We start from the raw sequence: 26112 nt of genomic DNA on the forward strand, positions 1-26112 counted from the left end.
TCCCGCAGTGCCGCTGCCCGCCCCGACCCGATGTGCCGTGGACAGGTATGCTTCGGACGCGGACGCAATGCGTTACTTCGCATCTCCGGCACACATCCCGGCAGAAAATCCTGCAAAATTACAGTTTTGTTTACTGAACACTGTGCGCTCCGCATCAATCCTGCAAATATGCAGCTTTTTGGCCGCCTTAGCCTCAGATTTCGCCCGCTATGGGCAAAATTGATGTAGTTTTGCAGCAATTTCCGCTTTTCGGCACATGTTGCGGCGGAATTCCTGCACGTATGCAGGAATTCTTAGCCCTGGCATACCTCATTACTGCGTTGGGGCAGATTCCCCTTCTCCCGAGTTCGTACCCGAGTTCTCACCAGAGCCCGTCCCAGATCCCGCACCGGAGCTCGTGCCAGATCCCGCACCGGAGTTGGCGCCAGATCCAGTGCCGGGGTTCGTGCCGGAACCAGAATCCGAGTTCGCACCCGAGTTCGTCCCTGAACCAGCACCCGAGCTCGCGCTCGAGTTCGCGCCGGAACTCGTGCTGGAGCCCGTCCCCGTGCCCGAACCGTTACCGGTAGCGGCACCATCAGCCGCGCCCCCAGTCGAGGCGCCGCCTGCGCTTCCCTCCGCGGGGCTCCCTGCCCCGGATGCGGCAGCGCTGCCGCCGCCGGAGGCGCTGCCCTGGCCGGCGGCATTGCCCCCCGCCGCAGGCGGGGCTTGCCCGGCACCGGCCGCTGCCGTGCCCGCCGCGGCTCCGTCCGCCCCGGCGGCAGGCTGCGGCGGTGGATTGAGCTTGTCGACCGCCTTGTCGATCTTCCGCTCCATGCCCAGCACCCGCTCCAGCATGTCAATCTCCTGATAGATCTGCTGCGCTGCCGAATAAGCGTCAATCGCCCCGACATAGTCCTGGGCGGCGAACTGCTGATCGCCCTTTTTCTCGAGCTTATCGCCCTCGAGCAGCCGCTTCTCCTTCTTCAGCCCGGTTACCTTCTCCTCCGCATCCTCCAGCTTCTTGCGAATATCCTTCTCGCCGTCGACGAAGCCCTCCTCGATTGCCGCCCGGCGCGCCCGCTGATACGAGCTGCGCGCACCGACGAAGTCCTGCGTCTCGAACTTCATGTCCCCTTCCTGCACCCAGCTCATAATTTGCATATACAGGTTGGTACGTTCAATTTTGTCCTCAAGCTCCTTATGGTTGAACTCCTTGTACGGCTTCGCTTCCTCCTGAGCCTTGACGTATTTGTCCAGCGCCTTCGCATAATCCCGTTCCTTGAAAAAGCCATCTCCGTCCACCATCAGCTGCATCAAGCGCTGCTTCTTGTCGAACAGATCGCGGTGATAGCGGTCCTTCAAGCGCTTGGCCATATTTCTCGCCTCGCTGTATTCGTTCACGGCCTTCGCATAATCGCCTTCCTTCATGTACGTGTCGGCGTTCTGCTGGAACTCGATCATATTCGTGGCCGCCTCCGCCTTGCGCGAGACCTCCTTCGCGTACAGGTAAATGGCGCCGCCTCCCGCCACAGCGAGGATGACCAGCGCGATCAGCCACTTTTTCAGCTGCCGCCACTTCTTCTTCGGATCCTCCTTGAACGCCTTGTTCACATAGACGGCCACGGCGGTATAATTATTCACCGTCCCGCGCTGCTTGCTGAGCAGCACGTCCTCGAGCGTATCCGTGAAGTCCTCCGGCTCCTTCGCTTCCTCGAGCGCATCCAGCATTTCCAGGCGGTGCACCTCTTCCCACAGGCCCGGCGTGCACAGCAGCAGCACATCGCTATCGGAGAGCGGCACCTTCTTCGAGACGAACGGCTCGAAGCCATCGGGACGGCCCATATAATTGAGCAGGTTATGGCGCTCCGCGTGATAGTCGATCGCCGCGTCCGAGATCTCCCCGGCATTCGCCATCGCCTGCGCCAGACTCTGATCCTGGCTGCGCCCGAACAGGCGCCCGCCGCGGAAATGGTACAGGCGCGCATGCCCTGCCACCGCCCAGACGATCTTCGCGTAGTCGGTGACGACCAGGATCAGGCTCGCCTTGAGCCGCACCCGGCGGCTCTCTTCCCTGAGCCATTCATGCGCTTCCTGCATGTACCGTTTCAATCTCAGCGGAGACATCGTCGGCTTCTCGGTGAACCGCCCCAGGATGCTCTTCACGACCATCTCGGCGCTGTCCGCCTCCCGGTCCGCATCCAGGCCGTCGGCGATGACCCAGCAAGCCATATCATCGAGCTCGACATAAGCGAAATAATCCTTGTTATGTAGAAAAGAACCGGCCTCCGACACGAAGCTGGTCTTGAAATCGCTGTTCTCCTTCCTCATCCGTACCCCCGCTTTTCCCCTATTCCGCACATAGCTCTGCAGGCTCTCCTTCCTGTGAAGGGAATGATGCCCCCGACGCGCCGATCGAACCGCTTCTTCGGCCCCTTATATTCCGGCGCAGCGAATGTCTCGATACTGCAGCCTCTTACCTTCCGACACACCGAATTCCACAGCCTATCCAGACACTGAGCTTCCGACGCCCGCCTCTTAACTTCCGACACATCGAATGCCACAGCTTAGCCAGCCCCTCAGCTTCCAATGCAGCGAATGTCCGCCTCCCGGCGTGCCGCAGGCCCTAGCCGCTTCGACCCCGCTGGCTCCGGCTGCGTCGCTCTAGCCAGCCCGTCTGGCACTCAGTCATGATCGACGATGACGATCGTCGCGTTGTCCTGATTCGCCAATCCCTTGGCTTCGATTGCCTCGATAATCTCTTCCGCAGCATCATTCGGCGATATCGGCTGGGACAGAATCGCCTCCAGCTCCACCTCGGGCATCGTGTTGTAGACGCCGTCGCTGCACAGGATGACCCGATCCCCGGGCCGGAGCGCGAACGGATCGCTGCCCATCTCCATCCGGGCGAAATGCTCATAGCCCAAATAATTGATCAGCCGCTTCCGCAGAGGATGATCGATCGCTTCCTCCTTCGTCAGCTCCCCTGCTAGACAGCGTTCCTGCAGCACGGATTCCAGCGTATGCTTCTCATTCATCCGGATGAACTCCCCGTCCCGGAACACCATGATGACACTGTCCCCGACGGCGGCCCAATACAGCCAGTCCCCGGCGATGACGCCGGCGACGAGGGTCGTTCCCCCGGGCGCGCCCTGCAGGCTCTGCAATATTTCCGAATTGCTGACCTTCCCGGCCTTCGCGAAATAATCATGAACGTCCCGGATATCGGACAGCTTCAGAAATTCCCGGATGAACACGGTCACGGCAATCGTGCTCGCCAGACGCCCATGGGCGAGGCCGCTAATGCCGTCGGCCAGCACGGCGGCGGTGCCGTGCGGGGTGGTTACGCTGGAGAAATAATCATCCTGCTCGTCCCGCGCGCCGATCGTCTGTCCGTTCCCGATCGGAACGCCCGGCTTGTCGGGAGCGGCGTTCGCCAGCAAGCGGCGCCGCGCCCAGAGCAGCAGCAGAATCGCCGCCGCCGCACCCAGCACGATGATATACGGCACCCATTCCTGTAATTCCATCGGGATGCCCATATTAACCTTCGTTATGGTCCCACTCGAAATGGACCCCACAGAGCGGAATAAAGATGAACTTGCTCCGGCCGAGCTGAAGGACGTCGTAAGCGGCCAGCTCTACCGGCGTATATACCGCTTCGTTATTGTGATAGGCCAGGCCGGAAGCGTCGCCCGGCAGGAGATAGAAGTTGCGCTTCTTCGGGTCGTACACGATGACGGCGTGGTTCCGCCGCGAGATCGCATTGTCGCCCAGAATGCGGATATGCATGTCCTCGGAGCGTCCGATGAAGTTCTTCTCGGCGCGAATCCGGTAATCTTGGCCGAGCTGAGGCCCTTCGATGCAGACGAGCCACCCCGTTACCGGGTCAATGCCCGTCGTCTCGCCCAGATAAGGCATCGTCTTCTCGTCCTCTTCCGGCCGCACCGGCTTCTTCGCCGCCGCGTCGCCGCTCGGCGCCGCCTCCACCGAGATACTGCAATATGGGCAAATATTGCCGTGCTTGCGCGTGCTGAACATGTGTCCGTTGGCGCATCTTGTCAGACTCATCCTGTTCATTCCTCCGTTACTCGATTCTTTATAGAGGTATTGCTTCTATCGATGTAGCGCTCATGGCGCTATTTCACCACGATTCGCGTATTGGCAATGCAAATAATATCGCCGGATTCAATCCGGTACGGCCCGTCTTCCTCCAGCTGCTCCGCCGTCCTGCGTCCGGCCGGCTGAATGCCGACACCGTTGCGGGAATCGAGGTCCTCCACGTACCAGCTTCCCGAAGCATAATTCAGCACCGCGTGATGCTTGCTGATCAGCGACGCGTATTCCGAATCTGACAGATCTATGTCAACCTCGCTTTGTGCAGAGCTCTTGCCGATAAGCAAGGAAGTTTCCCCATGGATGTACCATTCCTTCACGCTCTCCCCCTCTTCGTCCAGGAGAACGAGCTTGGCAATGGCTGCGCCGTCCTGCCGGCGCTTCTTGCGGCGTCGAGCCCTCCAAGCGGCATAGACGGCTGTCCCTGCGGCAAGCAGGACGCCGACCGCCACCTTCAATACCAGATCCGCATTCCATATGTACACGTAGAACAGTGCTGCCGCCGCAATGCCGGCAATCAGCATATCAATGACCATAATCCAGCCGGCATGATGCTCCCAGCCGGGATGGGCTTCTTCATAATCCGCTTCATACCTCACATTCGATTCCTCCAACAGTACAAGGATCCCGTGCCAAGACGGAGCCCGTCCAGAATCAATATGCCAATATACTCTCTGTCTAACTTCAATGAAAATTCAATGAATCATAACTCTGACTGAGCCGCATCTGGGCGCCGCTGCAGCGGCCCGCCCGGTTACCGGGCGGCCGGATGCGCTTCCGAATGCGCTCAGGCACAAGCCTTGCCTGTGATAAGGCGAACCGCTTCCATTCGGATCGTCGCTTTCGCCCCTTCACTTCTTCCGCGTGCCAAAATACCGCTGGAACATCGCCGCCGCGTCAATCGGCTCCGATGCTTCCTTGCCCGCGCCCTTCATGCCGGTCGGCTTCTTCGTCTTCGGATCGAAGCCGAAGAACCGGGCGAAGTTCGCCTCCACGTTCCGCGGATCGAACGGTTCCTGCGCGGATGCCCCCGTGGCCTCGCGCGGGCGTTCCGGCCCCGCTCCCCGCTTCCCGCCTTGACCGAAAGCCTTATCGGCCTTTCCTTTCCCGTCCAGTTCATCATCATACGCAGAGCGCGCGGCTTCATCCTGGAGCACCGCATACGCTTCATGAATCTCCTTGAACCGCTGCTCGGCCTCAGCGCTGCCGCCGTTCACATCGGGATGATGCTGCTTGGCGAGCCGCCGGTAGGCCTTCTTGATCTCGTCCGGCGCCGCATCGCGCCGCACACCCAGCACGTCATAGTAATTTGCAGCCATCCGCATCCTCCCCGCCACTCGCTAAGTAAATAAAATTTAAGAGGCACGAAGCCTCTTAAACTTGGAATGCATGTTCCGATACGCCGCGTGTGCGTGTGCGGGAACCCGATTACATCGGGTAACCGCCGTCGATCGTCGCGAGCTCAGTTTTGTCTTTCTTCTGCTTGATGTAGAGGCTGAATGATCCAACGCCTTCCGTGTCGCCGTACGTCTCGGTGTAATCGACGACGAACGCGTTAGGGAAGTACACCTTGCGCACGACTTGATCCGCGGCGATGACTTCCAGTGTCACTTTGCGGTAGCAGTCCGCCTTCTCTGCTGGAACGAGCGACCACAACGCCAGCTTCTTCGTGTCGTCGGCGTTGTCGCCGTCGGTCGCCGTGATGATTTTGCCGGAGATGCGCATAGTCGCGCCAACGTCCGTCGATCTTGCGTTGGAGTCGTCCGGCGTGTCGGTGTCATAGACGACCTTTTGGATGTTGTCCATGCCGAGCTCGATTGTTTCTGCACCTTCTACTCTGAGAATGAATCCCATGAATACTACCTCCTTGAATGTGGTTGAGATTGATGCCGGAGGCGATGAACGCTTCCGGGATTTATGTAGAGAGGCGAGCTTGGTTAAGCACACCTCCAACATACGTTTCCAAAATCCGGCCATACGGGTCACGCCTTGACCGGCGTTGTGCCTTTCGTGATCATGACTTCAAGATTTTTCACATTGCCATTGAACACGAGATCGATGTGGCACAGATTGCTCTTGTCATCGATGATATAGGACATGTCATCGCCGTCTTGAATGATGGAGTTGACATACCCGCGCGTACCGAGCCATTTGCTCTTTTGGCTGCTCGGGTTGTTGCTGAAGAACTTGACGATGTTCTCATGCTTGAAGTCGCCCGTCTGGAAGCGGAGAATCCGCTCGATGTACGTGCTGACCAGTGTCTTGTAGAGCGGATCGAAGCCGCCCTCCGTCATCGCCATGCTTCTCGCCTTGTACACCGTGATGCGCTTGATATCCTTATCCTGCAGCTGCGCATTCTCGGAAGAGAAGACGAAGCCGAAGTTTTTCCGGTTAATCGCATCCTTGATGTTGTTCGTGAAGCCGGTAATCTCCTTCGCCATCGTCGTGACGGCGCGGAGTGCATGGTCGCTTGCCTCGATATCGAATCTAACACCCGGATATTCCCGACTCACGGTTTTGAACGATTCACGCAAATATTCCGGACACTGATACGCAGCCACGATGCCGGCGGCAACATAAGCGGATCCGATATAGACGCCCTCGATCCACAGCTTGAGAATGTCTTCCTTCTCCTTGGACAGTTGAACGCCATGCTCCGTCTGCAGCATGCGGCTGTCGATGACGACACCGGACTTATCCTTCGGAATGACCGTAAAGTTCGGAACGCACGGAATGGCGAATTCACTGTATTCTTTGCGCACCATGGTGCTGCACTTGTCGATATATTTGTCGAGGCCGGAGGTCGCCATGCTGCTGAAGGTCGTCTCTTCCCCTGATTCGAAGCTGAAGAAGACCTGAACCTTGTAGTCCTTAACGACTTGAAGCAGCATCGTCAGCGACTCCATCGTGTTCCCTTCCTGCTTCACGGCCTTCCCGTTGCCCCGGAAGCGCTCGCGGGTCACCTTCACCTTGCCTGCCGATTCCAGCTCCACCGAAGGCACGATGCCGAACCAGATTGTGTCGGCGAATTCGTTTTTGGAGTTCACCGTGTTCAGGTACGTCTCCAGGCGCGGAATATTATTGCTCTTCACCGTCATGTCGAGCGTCGCGTTCGTGATGAGCATCGACGGCAGCATCCCTTTATTCTTGGTCGCATACTGGTCGAAGAACATGCGGACGCCCAATAATTTCTCCACAAGCGGTTTAACCGTTTTCACGAAATCGTCCTTCGCATTCTTGTAAAACTCGAGATAGGTGTTGTAGTTCTGTACTTCCGTCTCGACATCCACCTCGGTCTGCACGACAGGCAGCGGGCAGAACGTGCGGACAACCAGGTCCTTCACATAGGAGGACGGCGTCTCGGAGATCGACTCGTAATCTTCCTCGAATACGGTAGCCAGCCCGGTGCTGCTATTGTCATCCATCAGCATCAGCTCGGTGCTCTCGCTCTTCGGCGCCTCGATAATTTTCAGTTCGCCCGCGTCTCCAATCGTCAGCATCCCGATCTGAATCGCTTCCGCCTGATTCTCTTCCCGCGAGCCGCCGAGCAGGAGGCGCGTCTTGATATCCTCGATCGCGAGCGGAAGCATCGCCATTACGTTGTTGTAATTTTTGCTCGCATCCTCGAACATCGTGTTCAGCTTGTCGCCGAGATCGAGCTTCTTCGGATCGCCCTCATCCAGCTTGTCATACTGGGTGTACATGTAATGAATCTCTTTCCGCACCTGGCGGATGTCGTCCATTACCTTCTTCGGTGAGATCATGTCCAGCAGATTCTCGAATTTGAAGTCGACGTTCGTGATTCCTTGGCTGCGCTTCGTGTCAATGAGGGTGAACAGCATTTTCAGAAAATCGTTGCTCTGGTCGATCTTGATCTCCGAAATGCAATCGTCCGCGATCCCCTCCGGTTTCTTCAGCGTGTACATTACCTTCTGGTTCGCAGCGTTGAAAAATGAGTAGACGCTTGGGGAGAACTTGTCCAGGAACTCGTCGAAGCTGCGGACAAGCAGATGTTCGTTGACTTCCTTGATTTTGTCGTCGCTCAGACTGTCAATCCCTCTGACATCGCCTACGATGGTCAGAAGATCCAGCTTCTCCGGGTTAATCTCCTCGAAGAGCATGGCACGGTTCGTTTGGTTAATGATGTCCATGTCGTTCAGCAACATGATGTCAAGCGGTTACGGCATGGCCGCAGCCGGCTTGCCAATCATATGCTCCTCCTTTCTATCGCTTGATGCATGTATTGCCTCGGGTCAAGCGGACCATCCGCCCTTGCGGGGCGTACGTCCTGTCCCGTAAGAGGGAGCGCCAGCCTAAGGCAGGAGGCGCAATTCCTCTCGGATTCCAATTGAGTATAAAGGCTCTTTCCGCGAACAAACAGGATTCACGCCCCATGACGTTTTGGACAATAGCAACTAATTTCACGTAATCGCATGGAACTATATTTTCGAACGGCAATCTTTCGCACGAACGAAAAAAAATGGAAATCGAGCTTATTCGACTTTATCTTAAAAATATTTATCCCAACGTGTCAATGAGTCTTCGAATCGGGACTTTTGGACCAAAAATATAGTCTTTCTTTGACAACAAATGTCGAACCGTGGAAAAGCTATTTAGAATTGCCTTCGAGAATCCGATTCTATTATTTGGATATTGTACGGATTGCCGCGAGGTTCCTAGATGACCATAAATCTAACACTTACAGGAAAAGGTGATAGGATGAAAAGAACTCTGCCCAAGCGCGGCGGCCTGTTCAAGGGGCTGGCGGCTGCCATCGCATTGATCGTGCTGTGGAGCAGCGGAGGCGGCGCAGCACCCGCATTCGCCGCAGACAAAGCCGCAAATGCGGCCTCGCAAGGGATCGACGCCGTATTCGTTCTGGACGTCAGCTATTCGATGAATGAGACCGACAAGGACGGCATCGCTGCCGAGGTCATTAACATGTTCATGGATATGAGCGATCCCGCCAAGACCCGGATCGGCTTCGTCGCCTACAACGACCGGATCGTCGAGACGCAGCCGCTGACGTCCATCGCTTCGTCTGGGCATCAGGCGAAGCTGAAGCAGAAGCTGCAGCATATGCCGCGCTACGGCTACACCGATCTGGGGCTCGGCCTGCGCACGGGCGCGGAGATGCTCGCCTCCGACAAGGAGAAGAGCGGCGTTCCGTTCCTCATTCTGCTGTCCGATGGCGGCACCGACTTCGGCTATGCTTCCCGGGGAAGAACGGTGGAGGATTCCAACCGGGACGTGAAGCACGTCATCAAGCAAGCCCAATCGCAAGGCTATCCCATCTACACGATCGGCCTGAACCACGACGGCTCGGTCAACAAGGAAGAACTGGAGCGGATCGCCAAGCAGACGGGCGGAACATCGTTCATTACCGACAGCGCGGATGATTTGCCCGATATTTTCAACCAAATCTTCGCCCGCCAGATTCAGTCCGTCCTCGTAACGGTCGCCGCCGTAACGGCCACCGGCGAGCTTCAGGAGGTGAAGGTGCCGATTCCGAATTCCAGCATGAGCGAAGCGAATATTATATTGCTGTCTTCGCACCCGCTGCGGGAATCCCAGCTGTATTACAGCTCCAAAAACGTGCGCCTGTACGAGTCGAATAAATACCGTCTGATGAAAATCATTCGTCCCGAACAGGGTGAACTGGTCATAAAGCTGCGAGGCAAACCGGGAGATTTCGTCAAAGTGAATCTGCTCGGGAACTATAGTTTGGGACCTGAGCTGGTTCTTGAGTCCCAGGAAGTTATAAAAGGGCAAAATACGAAATTTTTATCATACTTGCAGCATCCCGACGGTTCCCGGCTGGAAGATTCGCATGTATTCGACACGATGCAGGCGGATCTTGTCGTAACCTATCTTGACTCTGGCGAGGAAGAGCGGACTCCGCTGGCAAGGAAGGGGAACGGGTTCGAAGGGGATTATGTGTTCCGCCAATCCGGCTCGTACCGCTGGCATGTCCATATGCATGGCCCTGACTTCTACCGCATGAGCCCGGAGATAGAACGGAAGGTGGAGAACCTGCCGCCGGAAGCGGTCGAAGCCTCGGCCATCTCCCTGACCAAGGAAGACGGGGAAGTGCGCATCGATCTGAGAGAATGGTTCCGCGATCCGAACGGAGATGCGATGGCCTTCCAGCTTCAGCCGCCAACGGACAATAGGCTGGAAGGCGCTTATATCGAGGATAATTGGCTTGTTGTGACGCCGCGGAAGACAGGCGAGGCCTCGCTCGCCGTGCAAGCCTCTGATCCGGAAGGGGGCACGGCCGTCTCGTCGCTCGCCTTCACGGTCCGATCCTATTGGGAGCGGCCGCTTCAGATCGGGGCCGGCATCTTGATCGCGGCGCTGATCGGCGGCGCGGCCTACCTGTGGCTGCGGCCGCGGCCCAAGTTCGCCGGGCGGCTGGAGGGCTACTTCCTGAATACCGCCAGCGGCAACGACATCCCGGTCGCCTTCTGGCCGCTGTCATCATTCGACAACCGCCGGGTCAGCCTGGCCGATCTGTTCCGCAGCCTCGACATTCATGAGCCGCTGCCGGAAGCGGAGCGCATCTTGCTGGAGCCGAGGAAGGAGGGCGTGCTGCTGGTCGTCCACCATACGTCCTGCGCCGTCGACAAGGGGCGGACGCCGATTCCGAAGGGCAAGAAGGAAGTTGTGCAATACAATGAGAAAATCTATGTGACGTTCGAGGACTGCATTACCGAGATCGAGCTTCGGTATAAGCCGCTCAAGTCAGGTACCGTCTCCACAGGACGTTCGCATTCACTGCCGGAATCGGGCTGATAGGCTGATAGGGGAAGAGCCGGGGCTTACGCCCCGGCTCTTCCTGTTATCGTCGCTTCATAGTATCCGCTGCACGCTAGCTTCCGCCTCGGGACATCGATTCTTGGTCTGCCGCCTGTTCCGGAAGGCGCTGACCTTGCAGCCTCTCCTTCAGCGCCCAAGTGAGATGCTCCGCATAGAGCGCGATCCGGAACGGATTCAGCGAGGCCGGGCGCTTGCGGGCGTTGATGGCCAATCCCTTCGTAATGACCCGGGCCAGCAGAGGGCTCGTGCCCCGGCTCCGCTGCCGGATCGGCTCAACCTGATCCCGGAACAGCCGCTGAGTCACATCCAGCGGCGGCTGGCCGCACAAGCAGAAGTACAGCGTCGCCGCCAGGCTGTATATATCGGCAGCCGGATCCTGCTGCGATGTCTCGGAATACAGCTCCAGCGCCGAATAGCCCGCCGTCGTGAAGATCGGCTGTCTCCCGCCCGCTTCATAATCCACCGCCGATCCGAAATCAATCAGCTTCGGCATTCCTTCCCGATCGATAATGATATTGCCCGGCTTGATATCCCGGTGAATCAGGCCCTGTCTATGTATATATTCCAGCGCATCAATGATCTGCAGCATCGTCTCCTTGTAGAATCGGGCCCGGGACGGCGCCTGCCCTTCCCGAATATATTGCGCCATCGTCATGCCCGGGCAGTAGGCCGTCACGAGGTAGACTGTTCCGCCCTCTTCGAATTGATCGACATAATCGACGATGCAAGGATGACTCAACCGCTGCAGCAGCGGCCCCTCCTTCGCGAAAATATCCCGCTGCTCCTCGAATTGCGCCCTCGCCCCCGGCATACGGCAGCGCACGGAGCGCCGATCCCGATCCCGCCGTGCCAAGGCCTGCGGGAAAAATTCCTTGATCACGCACCATGACCCGCTCTCGATATGTCTCGCTTTATAGACGATGGACAACTCGCCGCTCGACACCACTTTTCCAATCCGATACTTATTCTGCAACCTCGTATTCCGCTTCAAGGCCGACTCGTTGACCGTCTGTGCCACCTGATTCCTCCGCTCCGCCGTCAGCGCCCGCCTGCCCCTGCCTGCCTCCGGCGCTGTGCCTGTACTTTCATCTATTGTAGCAAGATCCCCCAGCATTTTCTATTTCCTTGTCAACATTCCGCCGATTACTCCCTATTCCGACAAAAAACACCCTACCCTGCCGAGCAAGGTGCCTGTCTATGGCAGATCCGCTACCGCCTGTTCATCCTGGCGGGCCGTCCCCCTGCATCCTCACGCGGTTGCGCCCGTCCCGCTTCGCCGCATACAATCCCTGATCCGCCATCTGCACAAGGGCTTGCGGATCAGGACCACGCTCTTGCTGTCCCGGGATCCAAGTGGCCGCTCCGAGGCTGCATGTCACATAATGGCTCACCTTGGATGCCTCATGGCAGATAGTCAACGATTCCACCTGCAGCCGGATCGACTCGGCGGCAATGGCCGCATTCGTAGCCGGAGTATGCGGCAGGAGGACGGCGAATTCTTCCCCGCCGTAGCGGGCCGCGACGGACAGCGGCTGAGTAACCGCGGCCCTGACCGCCTGGGCCACCTGCCGAAGACATTCATCCCCCGCCAGATGCCCGTACGTGTCGTTATATCGCTTGAAATCATCGATATCGAGCAGGATAAGCGACAGCGGGCAGTTCTCCTGCTTCATCCGCTCCCATTCCTGCTGCAGCATCAAGTCGAAATAGCGGCGGTTGTACACGCCCGTCAAGCCATCGGTATAGGAGAAATCAGTGAGCAGCCGATTCGCCATTTGAAGCTTTTTGTTCGCTTCCTTCAATTTTCCCTCGGCGGCGATGCGATCGGTCACATCCCGGAAATAGACGGATACGCCCTGCCCCGTCGGGAAAATCCGAAACTCCAGCCAGCGCTCCTGCAGCTTGTCATACTCCGTAAGCTCCGCCGGATCGCCCCGCTCCATCACCTGATGCGACATCGCATACATCTTGCCTCTCAGCAAGTGAGGGCTGGCGGTCCAAATCGAGCGGCCCTTGACCACCTCGAAATCGAGACCGGTATATTTCTCCGCTTCCTTGTTCATATACGTAAATTCCCAATCCTGATTCACGGCCAAAAAGGCATCCGTAATGCTGTCCAATATCGTCGCCACCCGCTCCTGCGACTGCTTCAGCGCCGTCTGCGAATGCATCAGCCGGACATAGAGCTGGTTCAGCTCGTGGAAGAACACGGTCAGCAGCGCCGTTGACGAGATGAAGGAATTGATCCGGGAGGCATACCAGCCGACAGTGTACCGCACTCCGGCGAACAGCGACAGATTGATATCCATCCAGAACATAAAGGCGGACATCGTCAGCCACAGATGCAGCAGGCTCTGCGCTCGCGTGGCGGTAAACAGATAGACCAGAGCGAGAAGGTTGAGAAGCCACAGCGCGGGCCCGATTCCCATATTCAACATCAGGCCGTAATGATTCCGTTCGAGAAGAACCGGCAGCTCGTCCCGGAACTGCCCAAGCAGGTATATCAGAATCGCAACGAACAGCACCACCGCACTGAATATAACGGCGGCCGTCGCCCTCTCCCTCCGCTCGTTCAAGGGCGCTTTCCATCTCTGGAGACTATAAGTGTACAGAATAATGCCGAGCGGAAAGCCGGAATGCCAGATTACCCAGAACCAGACCGATGTCTGGGTTCCGGCATGCAGCAGCCCCGTAGCGGAAAAAATGCCCGGAAAGGTCAGCAGATACAGAATCGTAATCAAGCCGGCGAACAGAAAGGCGGCTGCGAGCAGAAGAATCGGCTTATACCCCGTCGCCCGGAACTGGACATACAGCAAGTAAGCCGTCATCAAATTCCCGAACACAATCCAGGCAATAAAAATGGGCAGGAACGGCCGGACCTCGGGCAGCGGCATGTCGACATAGGGACTGATCAGAAGCGAGACGGCCAACACCCCGATACTGATAGCCAGGGCGGTCTTTCTCTGCATCGCTGTTGCCGGAATGTTAATCAGACTCGTTAGCGGGTCATGCATGCGCAGCATGGAGTGGAATCAACCTTTCGTCAGTCAATGGCTCATTTCGTCGAATCTTGTCACATCTTACTCTCATAGTAACATACTATCCGTCTGTGAAAAGATAAAACCGGGCCCCCAATCTCTGGGGTGCCCGGTCCGGCATCCATCATATACAGTTCGGCCAGGGAGGCGACACCGTAGCGCATTACTTCCGTCCGCGCGGCGCCTTCCCCTTCTTGCCCGGCCCTGGCGCGGCGTTCCGTCCGGATCGCTGTCCAGCCGCGGACGAGCCCCGCTTCCCGCCGCCTGCGGTAACTGCCGCATGGCCGCGGCGTCCCCGGGCAGCCTGGGCCGCCCCACGGCCGCCCTTGCCCCGCTCGGCTTGCGCCCGGCCGTCGGCTGCCTTCCGCCGGCGGTCTGCCGGACGCTCCGTCCCGGCTCCCGCGCGGGCCGGGTTCGGCCGCTGCGTTCGTTCGCCGCGGCCTTCTTCTTGCCCGCGGCGCGCCCCCTGGCGGCCACCCGCATGGCCGCCGGCTCTGCGGCGTTCCGGTCCCGCATCTGCCGCTCTGCGCGCACCGGCACCCCGATCGCTCCGCCCGCCGGACGGGCCTCCCCGGCTCTGCCGGCGCAGCTTCATGCGGATGCCCTGCTCGATGAGAGCGAGATAGCTCGCATCCCGGGGCGCGGCCAGCGTGATGGCCCACCCGGCTCCGCCCGCACGGCCCGTCCGCCCGATCCGGTGAATATAGCTCTCGGCATCATGCGGAATATCATAGTTGAATACATGCGTAATTCCTTCCACGTCCAATCCGCGTGCCGCCAGATCGGTCGCCACCAGCAGCTGCACATTCGCCTGCCGGAACCGCTTCATCACCTGCTCCCGCACCGCCTGGGTCAGATCCCCGTGCAGCTCGTCCGCATCGTATCCCTTCGCCTTCAATGCCTCATATAGCGTCTGGGCCCGCCGCTTCGTGCGGCAGAAGATAACGGCCTGATAAGGGCGATGCTCATCGAGGAGACGGAACAGCGTCTCTTGCTTCGCCCGATCCGTCGTCTCCACCACGAGCTGGCTAATATCCTTCACCGTCACCTGCTCCGCCTCCACCCGGAGATCAAGCGGCGAGCGCATGAAGCGCGCGGCAAGCGCACGAACCGGCTCCGGCATCGTCGCCGAGCAGAGCAGCGTCTGCCGGCTGGTCGGCGTGTGCGCGATAACATCTTCCACCTCAGGAAGAAAGCCCATATGCAGCATCTGATCGGCCTCGTCCAGCACGAGCATGCGGATGCCGGATCCGTCGAAGGTGCCCCGGCGCAGATGATCGGTCAAGCGGCCCGGTGTGCCGATGACCAACTGGCATGCTCCCTGGAGCTTGCGAATCTGCTTCTCCACATCCTGGCCTCCGTAAGCGGCCAGCACATGAATGCCTCCGCTTCCATCCGGGGCGGAGTTCGTCAGCTTCTTGGCCTCTGCCGTAATCTGCAGAGCCAGTTCCCGCGTCGGCGCGACGATAAGCGCCTGCGCCCGAGGCTGCTCCGGATCGATCCGCTGCAGGATCGGGAGCAGGAACGCCAGTGTTTTCCCCGTTCCGGTCTGCGCTTGCAGCACGGCATCCCGGCCAGCCAGCGCGGCAGGGATCGCTTGAATCTGAATCGGCGTCGGCGCCGTAATCCCTTGCTTCGTTAATCGATTCGCCCACTCTTGGCGAATGCCCAATGATATAAAGCCTGACAGACAGGCCACCTCATTTCTTCGCTATGCGTATGCATCGGTTTCTCTTTTGCTAGTCATGGATTCTTTGATTCATTGATTCTTCTTGGATTCATTGATTCTTCTTACTTTATTGATTCATCGATTTCACGGCGACGAATCGCCGGACCCGATAATCTGCTTCACCCGGCCGACCTGCCCGTCCTGCAGGCGAACCTTGATGCCATGCGGATGATAGGGCGAATTCGTCAGAATATCTTTGACGACCCCCCGGGTCGTCTTGCCAGTACGCTGATCCTGCTTCAGGACAATATCCACCTCGAGACCGGGGCGGATGCTCGCCCGCTGCTGACCGCTCTGTTCCATATGCTTCCCTCCTTCGGACCTTCGTCCTCCTTGACCCGCATCCTTGCGTACGGATCCTCCCGATCACAGCTCGAGATGCTATTGGGATACAGTCCTCTATTTGCGGCACACGGCGACGCCGATGAAATACCGCACCCCTTCCCGCGGCTTCTCGAACGTGACCCCGCGCTGATAGTAAATATCCGTCTCCGCGAACCGGGTGAACAGCTCTGCGAATTGCTCCGGTGTCAGCTGATGCACATGGAACGGCTCGTTCGTCGGCATGCCTCTCCCCCTGCCGAACGGACTCGACAACACCAGGACGCCGCCCGGATTGAGCATCTGGTACAGGTTGTCCATCAATTGCCGATCGTCGGCCACATGCTCCACCGTCTCGAAGCTCAATATCGTATCGAAGATGCCAAGCTTGCCTGGCAGCTCCGGGTCTGTCGCATCCCCCTCCACGTACGTCACCTTCTGATGATGGTACTCCCGCCGTGCATATTCCAGGGTCGGAAGGTCATTGTCGACGGCAACAATCTCCGTCACCTCCCGCTTGCGCTCCTTGGCGACCAGATGAGAGCCGTAGCCGGTCCCGCAAGCGATATCGAGCACCCTGCCCCGAGCATAGGGCGTCGCGAAATAATAGCGGGCGATGTGCTCCAGCAGCATCCCGTTCATCGGCTTCATCAGCTTGGGAATAATTCGTTCCCCCGTCCATTCCAGCATCCATTCACGCTCGATTCCGTTTTATTTTCCCCATGTTACAGGAAAGCAGCGAAAAATGCCACTATTCAAAGCCGATGAGCAAGAACGAACGATATCATCCATAACATCCACACCATCGCCGTCCTTGAACCCGCCTTTACGTTCAGCTTCCCCAAAAAGCTGCTAATTTCAGGCTGTTGAGAAAGTCCTAGCGATTTTGCGGCATTTCATTTATTATGTGGTGGATCTCGTCTCTCAGTAAAAAAAATCAATTTAAAACGCTATGGGTGCCGAGTTTTGAGTAGGAAAATGGACAATCTCCACCCCTTCGTATAAGACAGGGGTTTCCAATGGCCTGAAAACTACACCAATCCGCAAAACTGCACGATTTCTCCAGACACGCCTATTCAGTAAGCGAAATCCTGCGTAAATACAGCAATTCGATATGGACGACTTTACCAGAAAGGGAATCCTGCAGAACTGCAGGAATTTCACCCGTTTGGCATCGGCTTGAAGCAAAAGGGCCTAAAATGATGTAGATTTGCAGCAATTCCTCGGGATGTGGACTCATTGAGCCGAATTTCCTGTAAAATAGCAGCAATTCCCTCCACATGTTCAAGCCCCAGGAGGCAACGCTGCCTCCTAAAGGCAATGATGCCTCCTGAAAGCAATGATGCCTCTTGAAGGCGATGATGCCCCCAGGATCCGACGCGGTCTCTTGGATCCCGTAAAATCAGGCCGTTGAGAAGTTCGTGGGAATTTTCGCCACTTCATTTTTTATATAGTGGAATCTCGTCTCACAGTAGGAAAAATCGACTTAAAACGCTCTAAGCGCCAAGTTTTGGTTGGCAAAGGGACAATCTCCACCCCTTCGTAAAAACAGGGGTTTTCCAACAGCTGCAAATTTGCCGTTTTTTGACCGGGTCCGTTTTTTGAGGAGAGCAATCCTGCAAATCTACAGGGATTATTTCCATTTAATCCAGGATTTTAAATTAAACAAGCGAAATGCTGTAGTTTTGCAGAAATTTCACCAGATTTAGCTGCCAAAGGGAGAAAAAGATGTAAAATTGCAGGATTCCACATCCCCCTAACCTTCTGCTCATTGGGACTCCAGCGCAACCACACCCCAGCGCAAAACCAAAAGGACCCGCCGCTATGACAGGTCCTTCGCCTGCGCCCTCGAGAGGCAGGCCTGCGGATGTTGAACGTGATTGAGATCGGACGATGGCCGCCCGCTTACTGGATTTGATAGCGCTTCTCGACCCTTTTACCAAGATACCATAGCAGGAACAATCCCGCCGCCGCCACGAGCAGACGCCACGGATGAGAGATGAAGCCCTGCCAATCATGACCGACGAAGGACATCATGAATACCATAACCCCTTTGCCCAGCACGACGGCAGCGACAAATATCCGCTTCGGCACATTACTTACGCCCGAAGCGATATTGACGAAGAAGGAAGGCGTGAACGGAAAGCAGTACAACAGGAACAGCGGCGTAAAGCCTTTGCGTTCAATCCATGAGAAGAAATGCTCCGCCTTCGGATATTTCGCTGACAAATAGGTGCTGAATCTCCCCCCGAACCGGCGCGCGATCAGGAAGACGATCAGGGCTCCCGCGACCGTGCCGAGCCACGAATAGATGAAGCCGAGCCACAAGCCGTAGGCGGAAGCATTGCCCGCGACGATGATGAACAGCGGCAAGAAGGGCAGCAGCGCCTCTACCATCGGCAGGGCGATGCCCGGAATGGGGCCGAGCGAAGAATATTTCTCCAGCAAGGCTTGAATCTGCTCCATGTCAAGCTGCGACAAATAGTGATAGGTACGTTCCAACCAATCCAGCATGATGACTCCTTTGTCTTCTTCTATGAGTACTTCCGCCTTTTGTGACGCACTTTAGTTCGAAGATCACCCCGATAGACGAGCTGCAGGGAAGGAGAATGGCGGAAATCCTCCGGCGTCACCCATACCCAGTTCTTGTCCACCACGTACATTCCATGCTCCTGCAGCATGGAGGCAACGAATTGGGAGCAGAAATAAGCGTTCTCCCGACGGATATGTATATTAAAAATGATGCCGAACAAGCCCAGCAGATTATATTTGTACTGCTCCGGATTCTGCTCCATCTGCTTCAGGCGCAGCCGGATCCGTTCATATGTGTCCGTGCTTACGGTGCAAGAGTACAGCGCACATTGCGTAGGACGAGCCTCGGTCCGAACGAGGTAGCCCTGCACCCGTTCCTTGACGAAGCCGCCATAGAACGGATTGAGCGGATGCTTCCTGCCGAAGCTGTACACCTCCCGCAGCTCGGAATCGAGCGCGATCGACGCGTGATTAAGCGGTGCCTTCGTATAGAGCCGGATAAGTTTGGAAAAAACCGTGCCCGTGTCGGTAAGAAGGATATAAATCTTCCTTTCGTCCACCATGCTCACCAACCTGTGATTAATTTCTGCAAAAGAATGAAAGAAGAGCTCCTGCCGGCGTCTGCTCACGAGGAGCAGCCGTGCGAATAGGACGTGTTGCCATATCCGGAATATGCTGAGAGATACCGCTCGTGAACGTGCTTCCTGACAGCGAGACGCCCATCCGGCGGCCCGGCCCAGTGAATCATCCTCTTCTATTGTATTGGAGTGGCGGATGCAATAACACAATCCCACGACCGGATTCGCCCTAGACCATTGTCGGGGACGAGTCGGAAGATAGTATGACAATCATGCATTCACAGTTCCCTTTGCATGCTTGCCGCGAGCTCTCATCGGCCGGCCAACACCCGGCCCTGAGCCCGCCTGCAGCGGTGCATTCACGCCCCTGCATCCATTGGTTACTGTTGAGATTATATCATTAATCACAGGCACCTTGCTATATATGTCAACTCTGCCATCCAGACAAGATGCTAGCTTTGCCGGGCGTTCGAGCAGCTCTCCCGTATCATCAGCTCCGTCGGAATGATGACCTTCTTGCTGATGGCTCGCTTCGTCCGGATGCGCTCGAGCAGCAGCTCCAGCGCCGTGCGGCCCATGAATTCGCTGTGGAGCTTCACGGTCGTCAAGGAAGGCGTGATGAACTGAGCGACAGTAATATCATTGAAGCCGGCGACGCTGACATCAGCGGGCACCTTCAGCCCCGCTTCCCGAAGCGCCCGCACCGCGCCGATCGCCATCGAATCATTCGCCGCCAGCACCGCCGTGAAGCGAACGCCCGCTTCGATCAGCCCGCGGGTCAACCGGTAACCGTCCTCTGCCGTGAAGCGCCCGATGCGAACCCGCTGCGGGTCATACCATCCCCGCTTCTGCATCCACCGCTCATACGCTTCCTCCCTTCGATCCGCGCCGTCATATCCGTCATCGTCCCGCCCGCCGATGTAGGCGATGTCCTGATGACCGAGGCTGTGCACATACGCCAGCATCTGCTCCATCGCATCGTGGAGATCGGCGATGACGATATCGAAGCGATTGTCCCACGGCACCGGCTCGACGAAGACGAGATTCGGCGTGACGGCCGCAAGCCGGCTCACCTGCTCCCGCTGCACCGGCCCAATGACGATATAGCCGTCCGCCGTGCCGCTGTCCAGGTCCAGATCGTCCTGGAAGCCGGCGAACCATTGCACCTGATACTCCCGGGCCGCCGCCTCGATCGCCAGACGCATCGTCAAATAATAAGGATCGTTCAATTCCTCGCTGCGCGGATACGTCATCAGCAGCCCGACGGTCGCAGCCGCGGAAGATTCCCCGGACGAAGCGGCGGATTCCTCCGTCCGCGCCCCCCGCTTGTGCTTCGTATATTCCAGCTCTTCCGCCACTTCGAAGATGCGGCGCCGCGTCTCCTCCGACACGGAGAGCGTCTCATCGTAATTCAATACTCTGGATACCGTCGAGACGGATACCATCGCCTTCTCCGCGATATCCTTCAATGTTGCCATCTCGTTCACTCCTTAATCTATTAAGCCTAGTTATCCCTCATTGTACTTCGTGCTTTTAGTAAATAAACAATCGTTTTAGTAAATAATTAATGACGGTTGCTGGCATCCAAGCAGATAACCCGCTATCTAGAGGATAGCGGGTTGAACGGCTGCTTACAATATAATTTCCTTCCCTTTGCGGGTATCGGAGATGAGTTTATTGGAATAGACGGACAGCTTCAGCTTCATATGGAACGGTTCGAAGCCGCAGCGGTAGCGGGCCAGTTGGTTCTGTCCGCATGAATGGGAGCCGAGCCCGTTCTGCTTGTAGTCCAGGTTCAAGACGATGTAATCGCGCTTCCGCAGATCGATGGTATGCTTCGCCGCGTCCAGATCGCCGGCTTCATAATAGGAAGCGCTGAAATCCACGCCCGGATAACCTGCCGCCATCAAGCCGATGCCATACCGATCCGCCAGCCGGACCCAGCGGGTCTCTGTATGATTGCCGTTCTCCTGCGGCATCACGTATGGCGTGAACAGGCCGTCCACCGTCTGTTCGAACACGCCGAGCCGGTTCGCTTCCTTCGAGTCGGCGTACGATTCGCCGGGGCCGCGCCCATACCATTTGGCGAATTCGCATTGCTTGTTGATCTGGAGCTTCACGCCGATGCGGGGCAGCATCTCCGGCGCATTGTGGAGATGGCCGCCGGGAACGCCCCGCACCTCGAACAGGACGTCGCCGTTCCCATAGATGCGGTACTCGTACACCGACCGGTAATGCCATGAAGCGTTGGTCGGAGCATTCATCGTATGCACCCGGACATGAACGCATTCTTCCCCGCACATCTCGTAGGCGACTTCCTCCACGACTTCGTGCATTAAATGCAGGAAGGTTTTCTGCTTATAGTCGGGCACCAGGTACATGTCATTATCGATCGCGGCCCGCCAGAACTGCAGCCGGGGACCGGCTTCGACCACGCGGCAGCCGTTGTACGTCCAGGAGACGATCTGCCCCTTGACGGTATCGAACGTAACGGCGAAGTCCTCGCCCCGCACGATCAGCTCGCAATGACGCTCCTCCAGCTCCAGCGCGCCCGCCGGCCGCACCGTGACCGCCTCGGCTGTCACCGGCAGGAGGAACTGGGCATTGGCCACCTCATGCCCCCGGGAAGCCCAGGCCGTGTCCCGATTCAAGACATAGGACAGGTTAAGATAGTAATCAGCGCCTGCCTCCGGCTCGAAGTCAAGCGAGTAATCAAGCGTGAGCTCACGCGCCGTCCGGGCGGGAATGCCGGCCGCCGAGGCGCGGCCCGTCCGGATCGCTTCTCCGTCCTTCACGATGCTGTAGAACAGATCGAGGTGGTCGAGGGAGGCGAAGTCGTATTTATTCTCGCAGCGGATGATGCCCCGCGCCAGATCGACCTCGGTTGTTCGCACCGGCTCGATCACCTTCTTATATTCCAGCAGGCCGGGGGACGGCGTCCGATCCGGCATGACCAGGCCGTCGATGCAGAAGTTGCCGTTCGTCGGATCGTCGCCGAAGTCGCCGCCGTAGCGATAATAGACCTGGCCGTCCTCCGTTGCGGCATAAATTCCGTGGTCGATCCACTCCCACACGAAGCCGCCCTGCAGCTTGTCATGCGCATCGAACAGATCCTGATACTCGCGGAGATTGCCCGGACCGTTCCCCATCGCATGCGCGTATTCGCACAAAATATGCGGCTTGTCCGAGTTCTCGATAATATGCTGCATCGTCTTCCGCTCCGGATGCTCCAGCCAGGTGTACATTGTCGAGTACACATCCGTCACTTCCGCCTCGCGATCCCCCTCGTAGTGAATGAGACGCGTCGGATCAAGCTCGCGCGCCCGGGCCGCCATTGCACGGAAGTTGGAGCCGAAGCCGGACTCATTGCCGAGCGACCACATGATGATGCTCGGATGGTTCTTGTCCCGCTGCACCATCCGCTCCAGCCGATCGACGTAAGACCGTTCCCACGCCGGATCGTCGGAAATCCAATTGTAGTCCCCCGTCAGCTCGAAGCCGTGGCATTCCAGATCCGTCTCATCGATGACGTACAAGCCGTATTCGTCACATAAATCGTACAAATACGGGGAATTCGGATAATGCGCCGTCCGCACCGCATTAATATTATGCTGCTTCATCAGCTTGATATCCTGCTCGATGTCGGCTCGCGAGACAACGCGTCCGGTCAACGGATGGGCGTCATGGCGATTGACGCCCCTGAACTTGATCGCGACGCCGTTGACGGTGAAGGTGGAGCCGCGCCGCTCAATCTGGCGGAAGCCGACCCGCTGCGGAACGACCTCGATGATGTCATTCCCCCGCTTGACGGTCAAGAGCAGCGTATACAGCTCCGGTGTCTCGGCGCTCCACAGCTTCGGCTGCGTCACCTCCGCTTCGAACCGCACCTCCTCCGCGTCCGCCGGCACGGCGCCCTCCGTCACCTTCCGCCGCCCTTCATCCAACAGCTCATAGCCGAGCGTGAGATCGGTGCCGGGATGACGAAGCTTGGCCGTCACCTGCAAGACGCCTTGCGTATAGGCGCCGTCCAGAGCCGTGACGACGGCCGCATCCTGGATGCCGCTCCGTGGCTGGGCGTACAGATCGACATCGCGGAAGATGCCGCTCAGCCACCACATATCCTGATCCTCCAGATACGTTCCATCCGACCATTGGTACACTCGGACCGTTAGCTGGTTCTCCCCCGCCCGCACGAAGCCGGTCACGTCGAACTCGGACTGCAAGCGCGCCCCCTTGCTGTACCCGGCCTCCGCTCCGTTCACCCAAAGGTGAAAGGCCGAATCGACGCCATGGAAGCGCAGGATAATCTGCTGCCCGTCCTCCAGCCACTCCTTGCCAATCCGGAAGGAGCGCTTATAAATGCCTGTCGGATTATCGGTCGGCACATACGGCGGATGGATCGGAAAGTTGTACCACAGATCCGAGTAATGCATGCGCCCATAGCCTTGCATCTGCCAGTTGCCCGGCACGCGGATATCGTCCCAGCCGGCCGTGTCATACTCAGCGGCCTCGAAGCCGGGCGGCGAATATTCCGGCGCGGGCAGGAAGAGGAACTGCCAGATGCCGTTCAAGCTTTTGAAATGATGCGTATACGCCGGCTCGCCCGTCAAGGCCCGATCCCGGCTTGGATAGGAGTGGAAATGGGCTCTCGCCTCCATCCTGTTCCGGTGGGCGATATCGATGTCTTCCCATACTTTTCTGCGACGCATAAATGAAGCCTCCCCCTGTAAAATCGATCAGGCTGCGATCGTGAAACTGCAGATTCCCGTAATAATCCACCATCAGCAACGTAACACATGAAATAAGTTCGCTCTTGCCATCGGATACACTGATAATGTATCACCGAAGTAAAACAAAAACAATATATTTTACTAAAATATTTACCTGTAAATTCGACGAACTCCGCCATGATGCATCATTTTCTTTTACTAAAATTATGCGGATAGGAAGAGGATTTTCACTTAAAGTGAGGAGTATTGCCGGAAAAAGACAAGGAAAAGAGGAAGAGAAGGCGAAAAAGAGGGAGAAGAAGCAGAAACGCCGAATTACAAAATTCCGCAAAAAAGAGGAAGAAGCGAGAAGCGGCTTCTTCCGAATGGCGTCCCGATTAGTGTCCGGCCCGCCCGAGCACGAAGCTGATGAGCAGAATCGCGAGTACGAGTGCCGTAATGCCCGCATACACCCTGTCGCCCTCCTTCAGGAAGACCAGAATGGACACGGCGACGCGGAAGACCGGAGTGAGAATAAGCAGAAGCAGCCCGAGCGATATAAAAGCATACGGCTTGAAGCCGGCCACTCCTGCGGCGACTCCGGCCACGGTCGTCGGGAAGCTGGCGCCCGGGTACCCGCTCTCGCCCGTAGCGAGGAGGAGAATCAGCCCGAAGGCAATGAACAGCGCCGCCCCCACGACGCCGATCCGCAGCAGCCGGCTGACCGTCAGCTCGACCTCTTCCGCCTTCGAATTCATATCCAGCCCACCCCCTGCAAAATCATTTCAATGGCGACATAGCCCAGAATCGGTATGAACAGCATCCGGATCGTACGGCTCTTGAGCTTCTGCATCAGACGCGCTCCAAGCATCGAGCCGGTCAGGACACCAATCGCGACGGGAGCGGCAATGCCCGGGTCGATATCCCCGCGGAAAAAATAGATTCCGGCGCTCGCCGCCGCAGTCACCCCCATCATGAAGTTGCTGGTGGCGCTGGAGACCTTGAGCGGAAGCTTCATAAATACGTCCATCGCCATGACCTTGAAGCTGCCGCTCCCGATGCCGAGCAGGCCGGAGATCACGCCGGCCACGTACATGACGCCGAATCCGCCGTATACATTGGCCACCTGATAGTCGACCTGCCTCCCCAGCGCTTTATCGTAATACGAGCCGTTCATTCCTAGCTTTGCTGCGAGCGGATGCGTCCTTGTATGCTCTGGAAGCTCAGTGTTCACCTTCTTCACCATGCCAACAGCCGAATTCAACAGTAGCAGACCGAACAAAATGAACAGCAACTTCGGCGCGATCAGACTCGCGACGAAGGCCCCCGTCACCGCCCCTATCGTCGTCGCCACCTCCAGGAACATGCCGACCCGCAAATTCGTAAGCCGATCGCGCAAATACGCGATCGCCGACCCGCTCGATGTCGCGATGACCGAAATGATGCTGGCTCCGATAGCATACCGGATATCGACATCGAACAGCAGCGTGAGCGCGGGCGTAATAATAATGCCGCCTCCCAGGCCAAGTATGGCCCCTACGGTGCCCCCGACCAAGGAAATGAGCAGCAGTTGGATTGTCGTCATGATCATTTCATCCGATGCCCCTTTCCGCTCCCCTGTCTCCTTAAGATGTCCCATAAGATGCCAGGGAATGCGGACTTACCGCTCTTGTCCATGCCAAAAAAGCCCCCATCCGCCGGCGCAGCACGGAGCGACAGCCGCGTGGCCCTGCGCGTAGAGGGGGGCTGTCCAAAAGCGAAAATGAGATGACACCGATCAATCGAAGAGGCTATCCCATACATTGTGCACAAAAATGCGGGGCAAGACGGGACAACAGAGAAGATAGAGGCGGGAAGTGAGCCGGGAAAGACGCTAGGAAAAGCGGCGGGAAAAATGGCAGAAAAAATGCCAGGAAAAACGACGAGTAAGCGGCGAAAGATGGATGATGCAGCGAAATCAGATGGATACGGTGAAATCAGATCGATAATGCAGTGACAACAGATCGATAATGCAGTGAAATCCTGCGTCAATGCAGGAATTTACGCTCATTGAGCCAACATTTTATTAAATTCCTGCAAAAGTACATTATTTCTGCCAATTTCTTCTTCCGACCTCTTTCATATGCTGAAATTGATGCGGTTTTGCAGGAATTCCTGTAACGAAGCAAACGTCATAAAGGAAAACTGTAGTTTTGCAGTTTTCGGCAACTTCGAGCGTTGGGAATCAGGGGGGAGGGGCTGTCTCACTGTACGAAAACCTACTTATGGGACAACCCCCTGAACGTGCCAGCTTA

The 26112-nt window shown here is 57.3% G+C and carries 19 protein-coding genes; 1 reads left to right on the plus strand and 18 read right to left on the minus strand.

Annotated elements, in window-relative coordinates:
- Nucleotides 1–312: 312 nt before the first annotated feature.
- From FLT43_RS15650 to FLT43_RS15680, 7 genes are all read right to left on the minus strand, one after another.
- The gene (locus tag FLT43_RS15650) at nt 313–2310 is read right to left on the minus strand and encodes a serine/threonine protein phosphatase (protein ID WP_087444278.1); all 1998 of its coding nucleotides are present in this window, start codon (nt 2308–2310) and stop codon (nt 313–315) included.
- A gap of 353 nt (nt 2311–2663) precedes the next feature.
- Nucleotides 2664–3506, minus strand: coding sequence for a PP2C family protein-serine/threonine phosphatase (locus tag FLT43_RS15655; protein ID WP_174818245.1), 843 nt, complete (start codon nt 3504–3506; stop codon nt 2664–2666).
- Nucleotides 3507–3519: 13 nt separating this feature from the next.
- Nucleotides 3520–4047 (minus strand): FHA domain-containing protein, encoded by a 528-nt coding sequence (locus FLT43_RS15660; RefSeq protein WP_006677005.1) that lies wholly within the window; start codon nt 4045–4047, stop codon nt 3520–3522.
- Nucleotides 4048–4115: 68 nt separating this feature from the next.
- Nucleotides 4116–4691 (minus strand): FHA domain-containing protein, encoded by a 576-nt coding sequence (locus FLT43_RS15665; RefSeq protein ID WP_087444275.1) that lies wholly within the window; start codon nt 4689–4691, stop codon nt 4116–4118.
- A 252-nt stretch (nt 4692–4943) separates the two neighbouring features.
- On the minus strand, nt 4944–5411 hold the full coding sequence (locus FLT43_RS15670) for a J domain-containing protein (protein WP_087444274.1): 468 nt from the start codon (nt 5409–5411) through the stop codon (nt 4944–4946).
- A 109-nt stretch (nt 5412–5520) separates the two neighbouring features.
- Nucleotides 5521–5946: a membrane-associated protease 1 gene (locus tag FLT43_RS15675; RefSeq protein ID WP_087444273.1), complete on the minus strand. Its 426-nt coding sequence runs from the start codon at nt 5944–5946 to the stop codon at nt 5521–5523.
- Nucleotides 5947–6074: 128 nt separating this feature from the next.
- Nucleotides 6075–8243, minus strand: a complete 2169-nt coding sequence (locus FLT43_RS15680) for a transcriptional regulator (RefSeq protein ID WP_087444314.1) — start codon at nt 8241–8243, stop codon at nt 6075–6077.
- Nucleotides 8244–8811: 568 nt separating this feature from the next.
- Between FLT43_RS15680 and FLT43_RS15685 the strand changes: the two genes are divergently transcribed.
- Entirely contained in the window at nt 8812–10887 is a 2076-nt protein-coding gene (locus tag FLT43_RS15685) for a vWA domain-containing protein (protein WP_087444272.1), read from the plus strand.
- 76 nt (nt 10888–10963) lie between these two features.
- On the opposite strand, the gene FLT43_RS15690 is transcribed toward FLT43_RS15685, so the two are convergent.
- From FLT43_RS15690 to FLT43_RS15740, 11 genes are all read right to left on the minus strand, one after another.
- Nucleotides 10964–12025: a serine/threonine protein kinase gene (locus tag FLT43_RS15690; protein WP_087444271.1), complete on the minus strand. Its 1062-nt coding sequence runs from the start codon at nt 12023–12025 to the stop codon at nt 10964–10966.
- 106 nt (nt 12026–12131) lie between these two features.
- Nucleotides 12132–13934, minus strand: a complete 1803-nt coding sequence (locus FLT43_RS15695) for an MASE4 domain-containing protein (protein ID WP_087444270.1) — start codon at nt 13932–13934, stop codon at nt 12132–12134.
- Nucleotides 13935–14112: 178 nt separating this feature from the next.
- Entirely contained in the window at nt 14113–15621 is a 1509-nt protein-coding gene (locus FLT43_RS15700; RefSeq protein WP_087444269.1) for a DEAD/DEAH box helicase, read from the minus strand.
- Nucleotides 15622–15762: 141 nt separating this feature from the next.
- The gene (locus FLT43_RS15705) at nt 15763–15981 is read right to left on the minus strand and encodes a YwbE family protein (RefSeq protein WP_087444268.1); all 219 of its coding nucleotides are present in this window, start codon (nt 15979–15981) and stop codon (nt 15763–15765) included.
- 96 nt (nt 15982–16077) lie between these two features.
- On the minus strand, nt 16078–16689 hold the full coding sequence (locus FLT43_RS15710) for a class I SAM-dependent methyltransferase (protein WP_087444267.1): 612 nt from the start codon (nt 16687–16689) through the stop codon (nt 16078–16080).
- A gap of 1215 nt (nt 16690–17904) precedes the next feature.
- The gene (locus FLT43_RS15715; RefSeq protein WP_087444266.1) at nt 17905–18513 is read right to left on the minus strand and encodes a TVP38/TMEM64 family protein; all 609 of its coding nucleotides are present in this window, start codon (nt 18511–18513) and stop codon (nt 17905–17907) included.
- A gap of 20 nt (nt 18514–18533) precedes the next feature.
- Nucleotides 18534–19094 carry a C40 family peptidase gene (locus FLT43_RS15720; RefSeq protein WP_087444265.1) on the minus strand — a complete coding sequence of 187 codons (561 nt, stop codon included), beginning with the start codon at nt 19092–19094 and terminating at the stop codon, nt 18534–18536.
- 467 nt (nt 19095–19561) lie between these two features.
- Complete coding sequence (locus FLT43_RS15725) at nt 19562–20587, minus strand: LacI family DNA-binding transcriptional regulator (RefSeq protein WP_087444264.1); 1026 nt, start codon at nt 20585–20587, stop codon at nt 19562–19564.
- Between the two features lie 153 nt (nt 20588–20740).
- Nucleotides 20741–23818, minus strand: a complete 3078-nt coding sequence (ebgA, locus tag FLT43_RS15730; RefSeq protein WP_087444263.1) for a beta-galactosidase subunit alpha — start codon at nt 23816–23818, stop codon at nt 20741–20743.
- Between the two features lie 398 nt (nt 23819–24216).
- Nucleotides 24217–24576, minus strand: a complete 360-nt coding sequence (locus tag FLT43_RS15735; RefSeq protein WP_087444262.1) for a DUF1634 domain-containing protein — start codon at nt 24574–24576, stop codon at nt 24217–24219.
- On the minus strand, nt 24573–25409 hold the full coding sequence (locus tag FLT43_RS15740; RefSeq protein WP_087444261.1) for a sulfite exporter TauE/SafE family protein: 837 nt from the start codon (nt 25407–25409) through the stop codon (nt 24573–24575). The genes FLT43_RS15735 and FLT43_RS15740 overlap by 4 nt, the downstream gene beginning before the upstream one ends.
- Nucleotides 25410–26112 lie beyond the last annotated feature (703 nt).

This window comes from Paenibacillus thiaminolyticus (assembly GCF_007066085.1).
Taxonomy (GTDB): Bacteria; Bacillota; Bacilli; order Paenibacillales; family Paenibacillaceae; genus Paenibacillus_B; species Paenibacillus_B thiaminolyticus.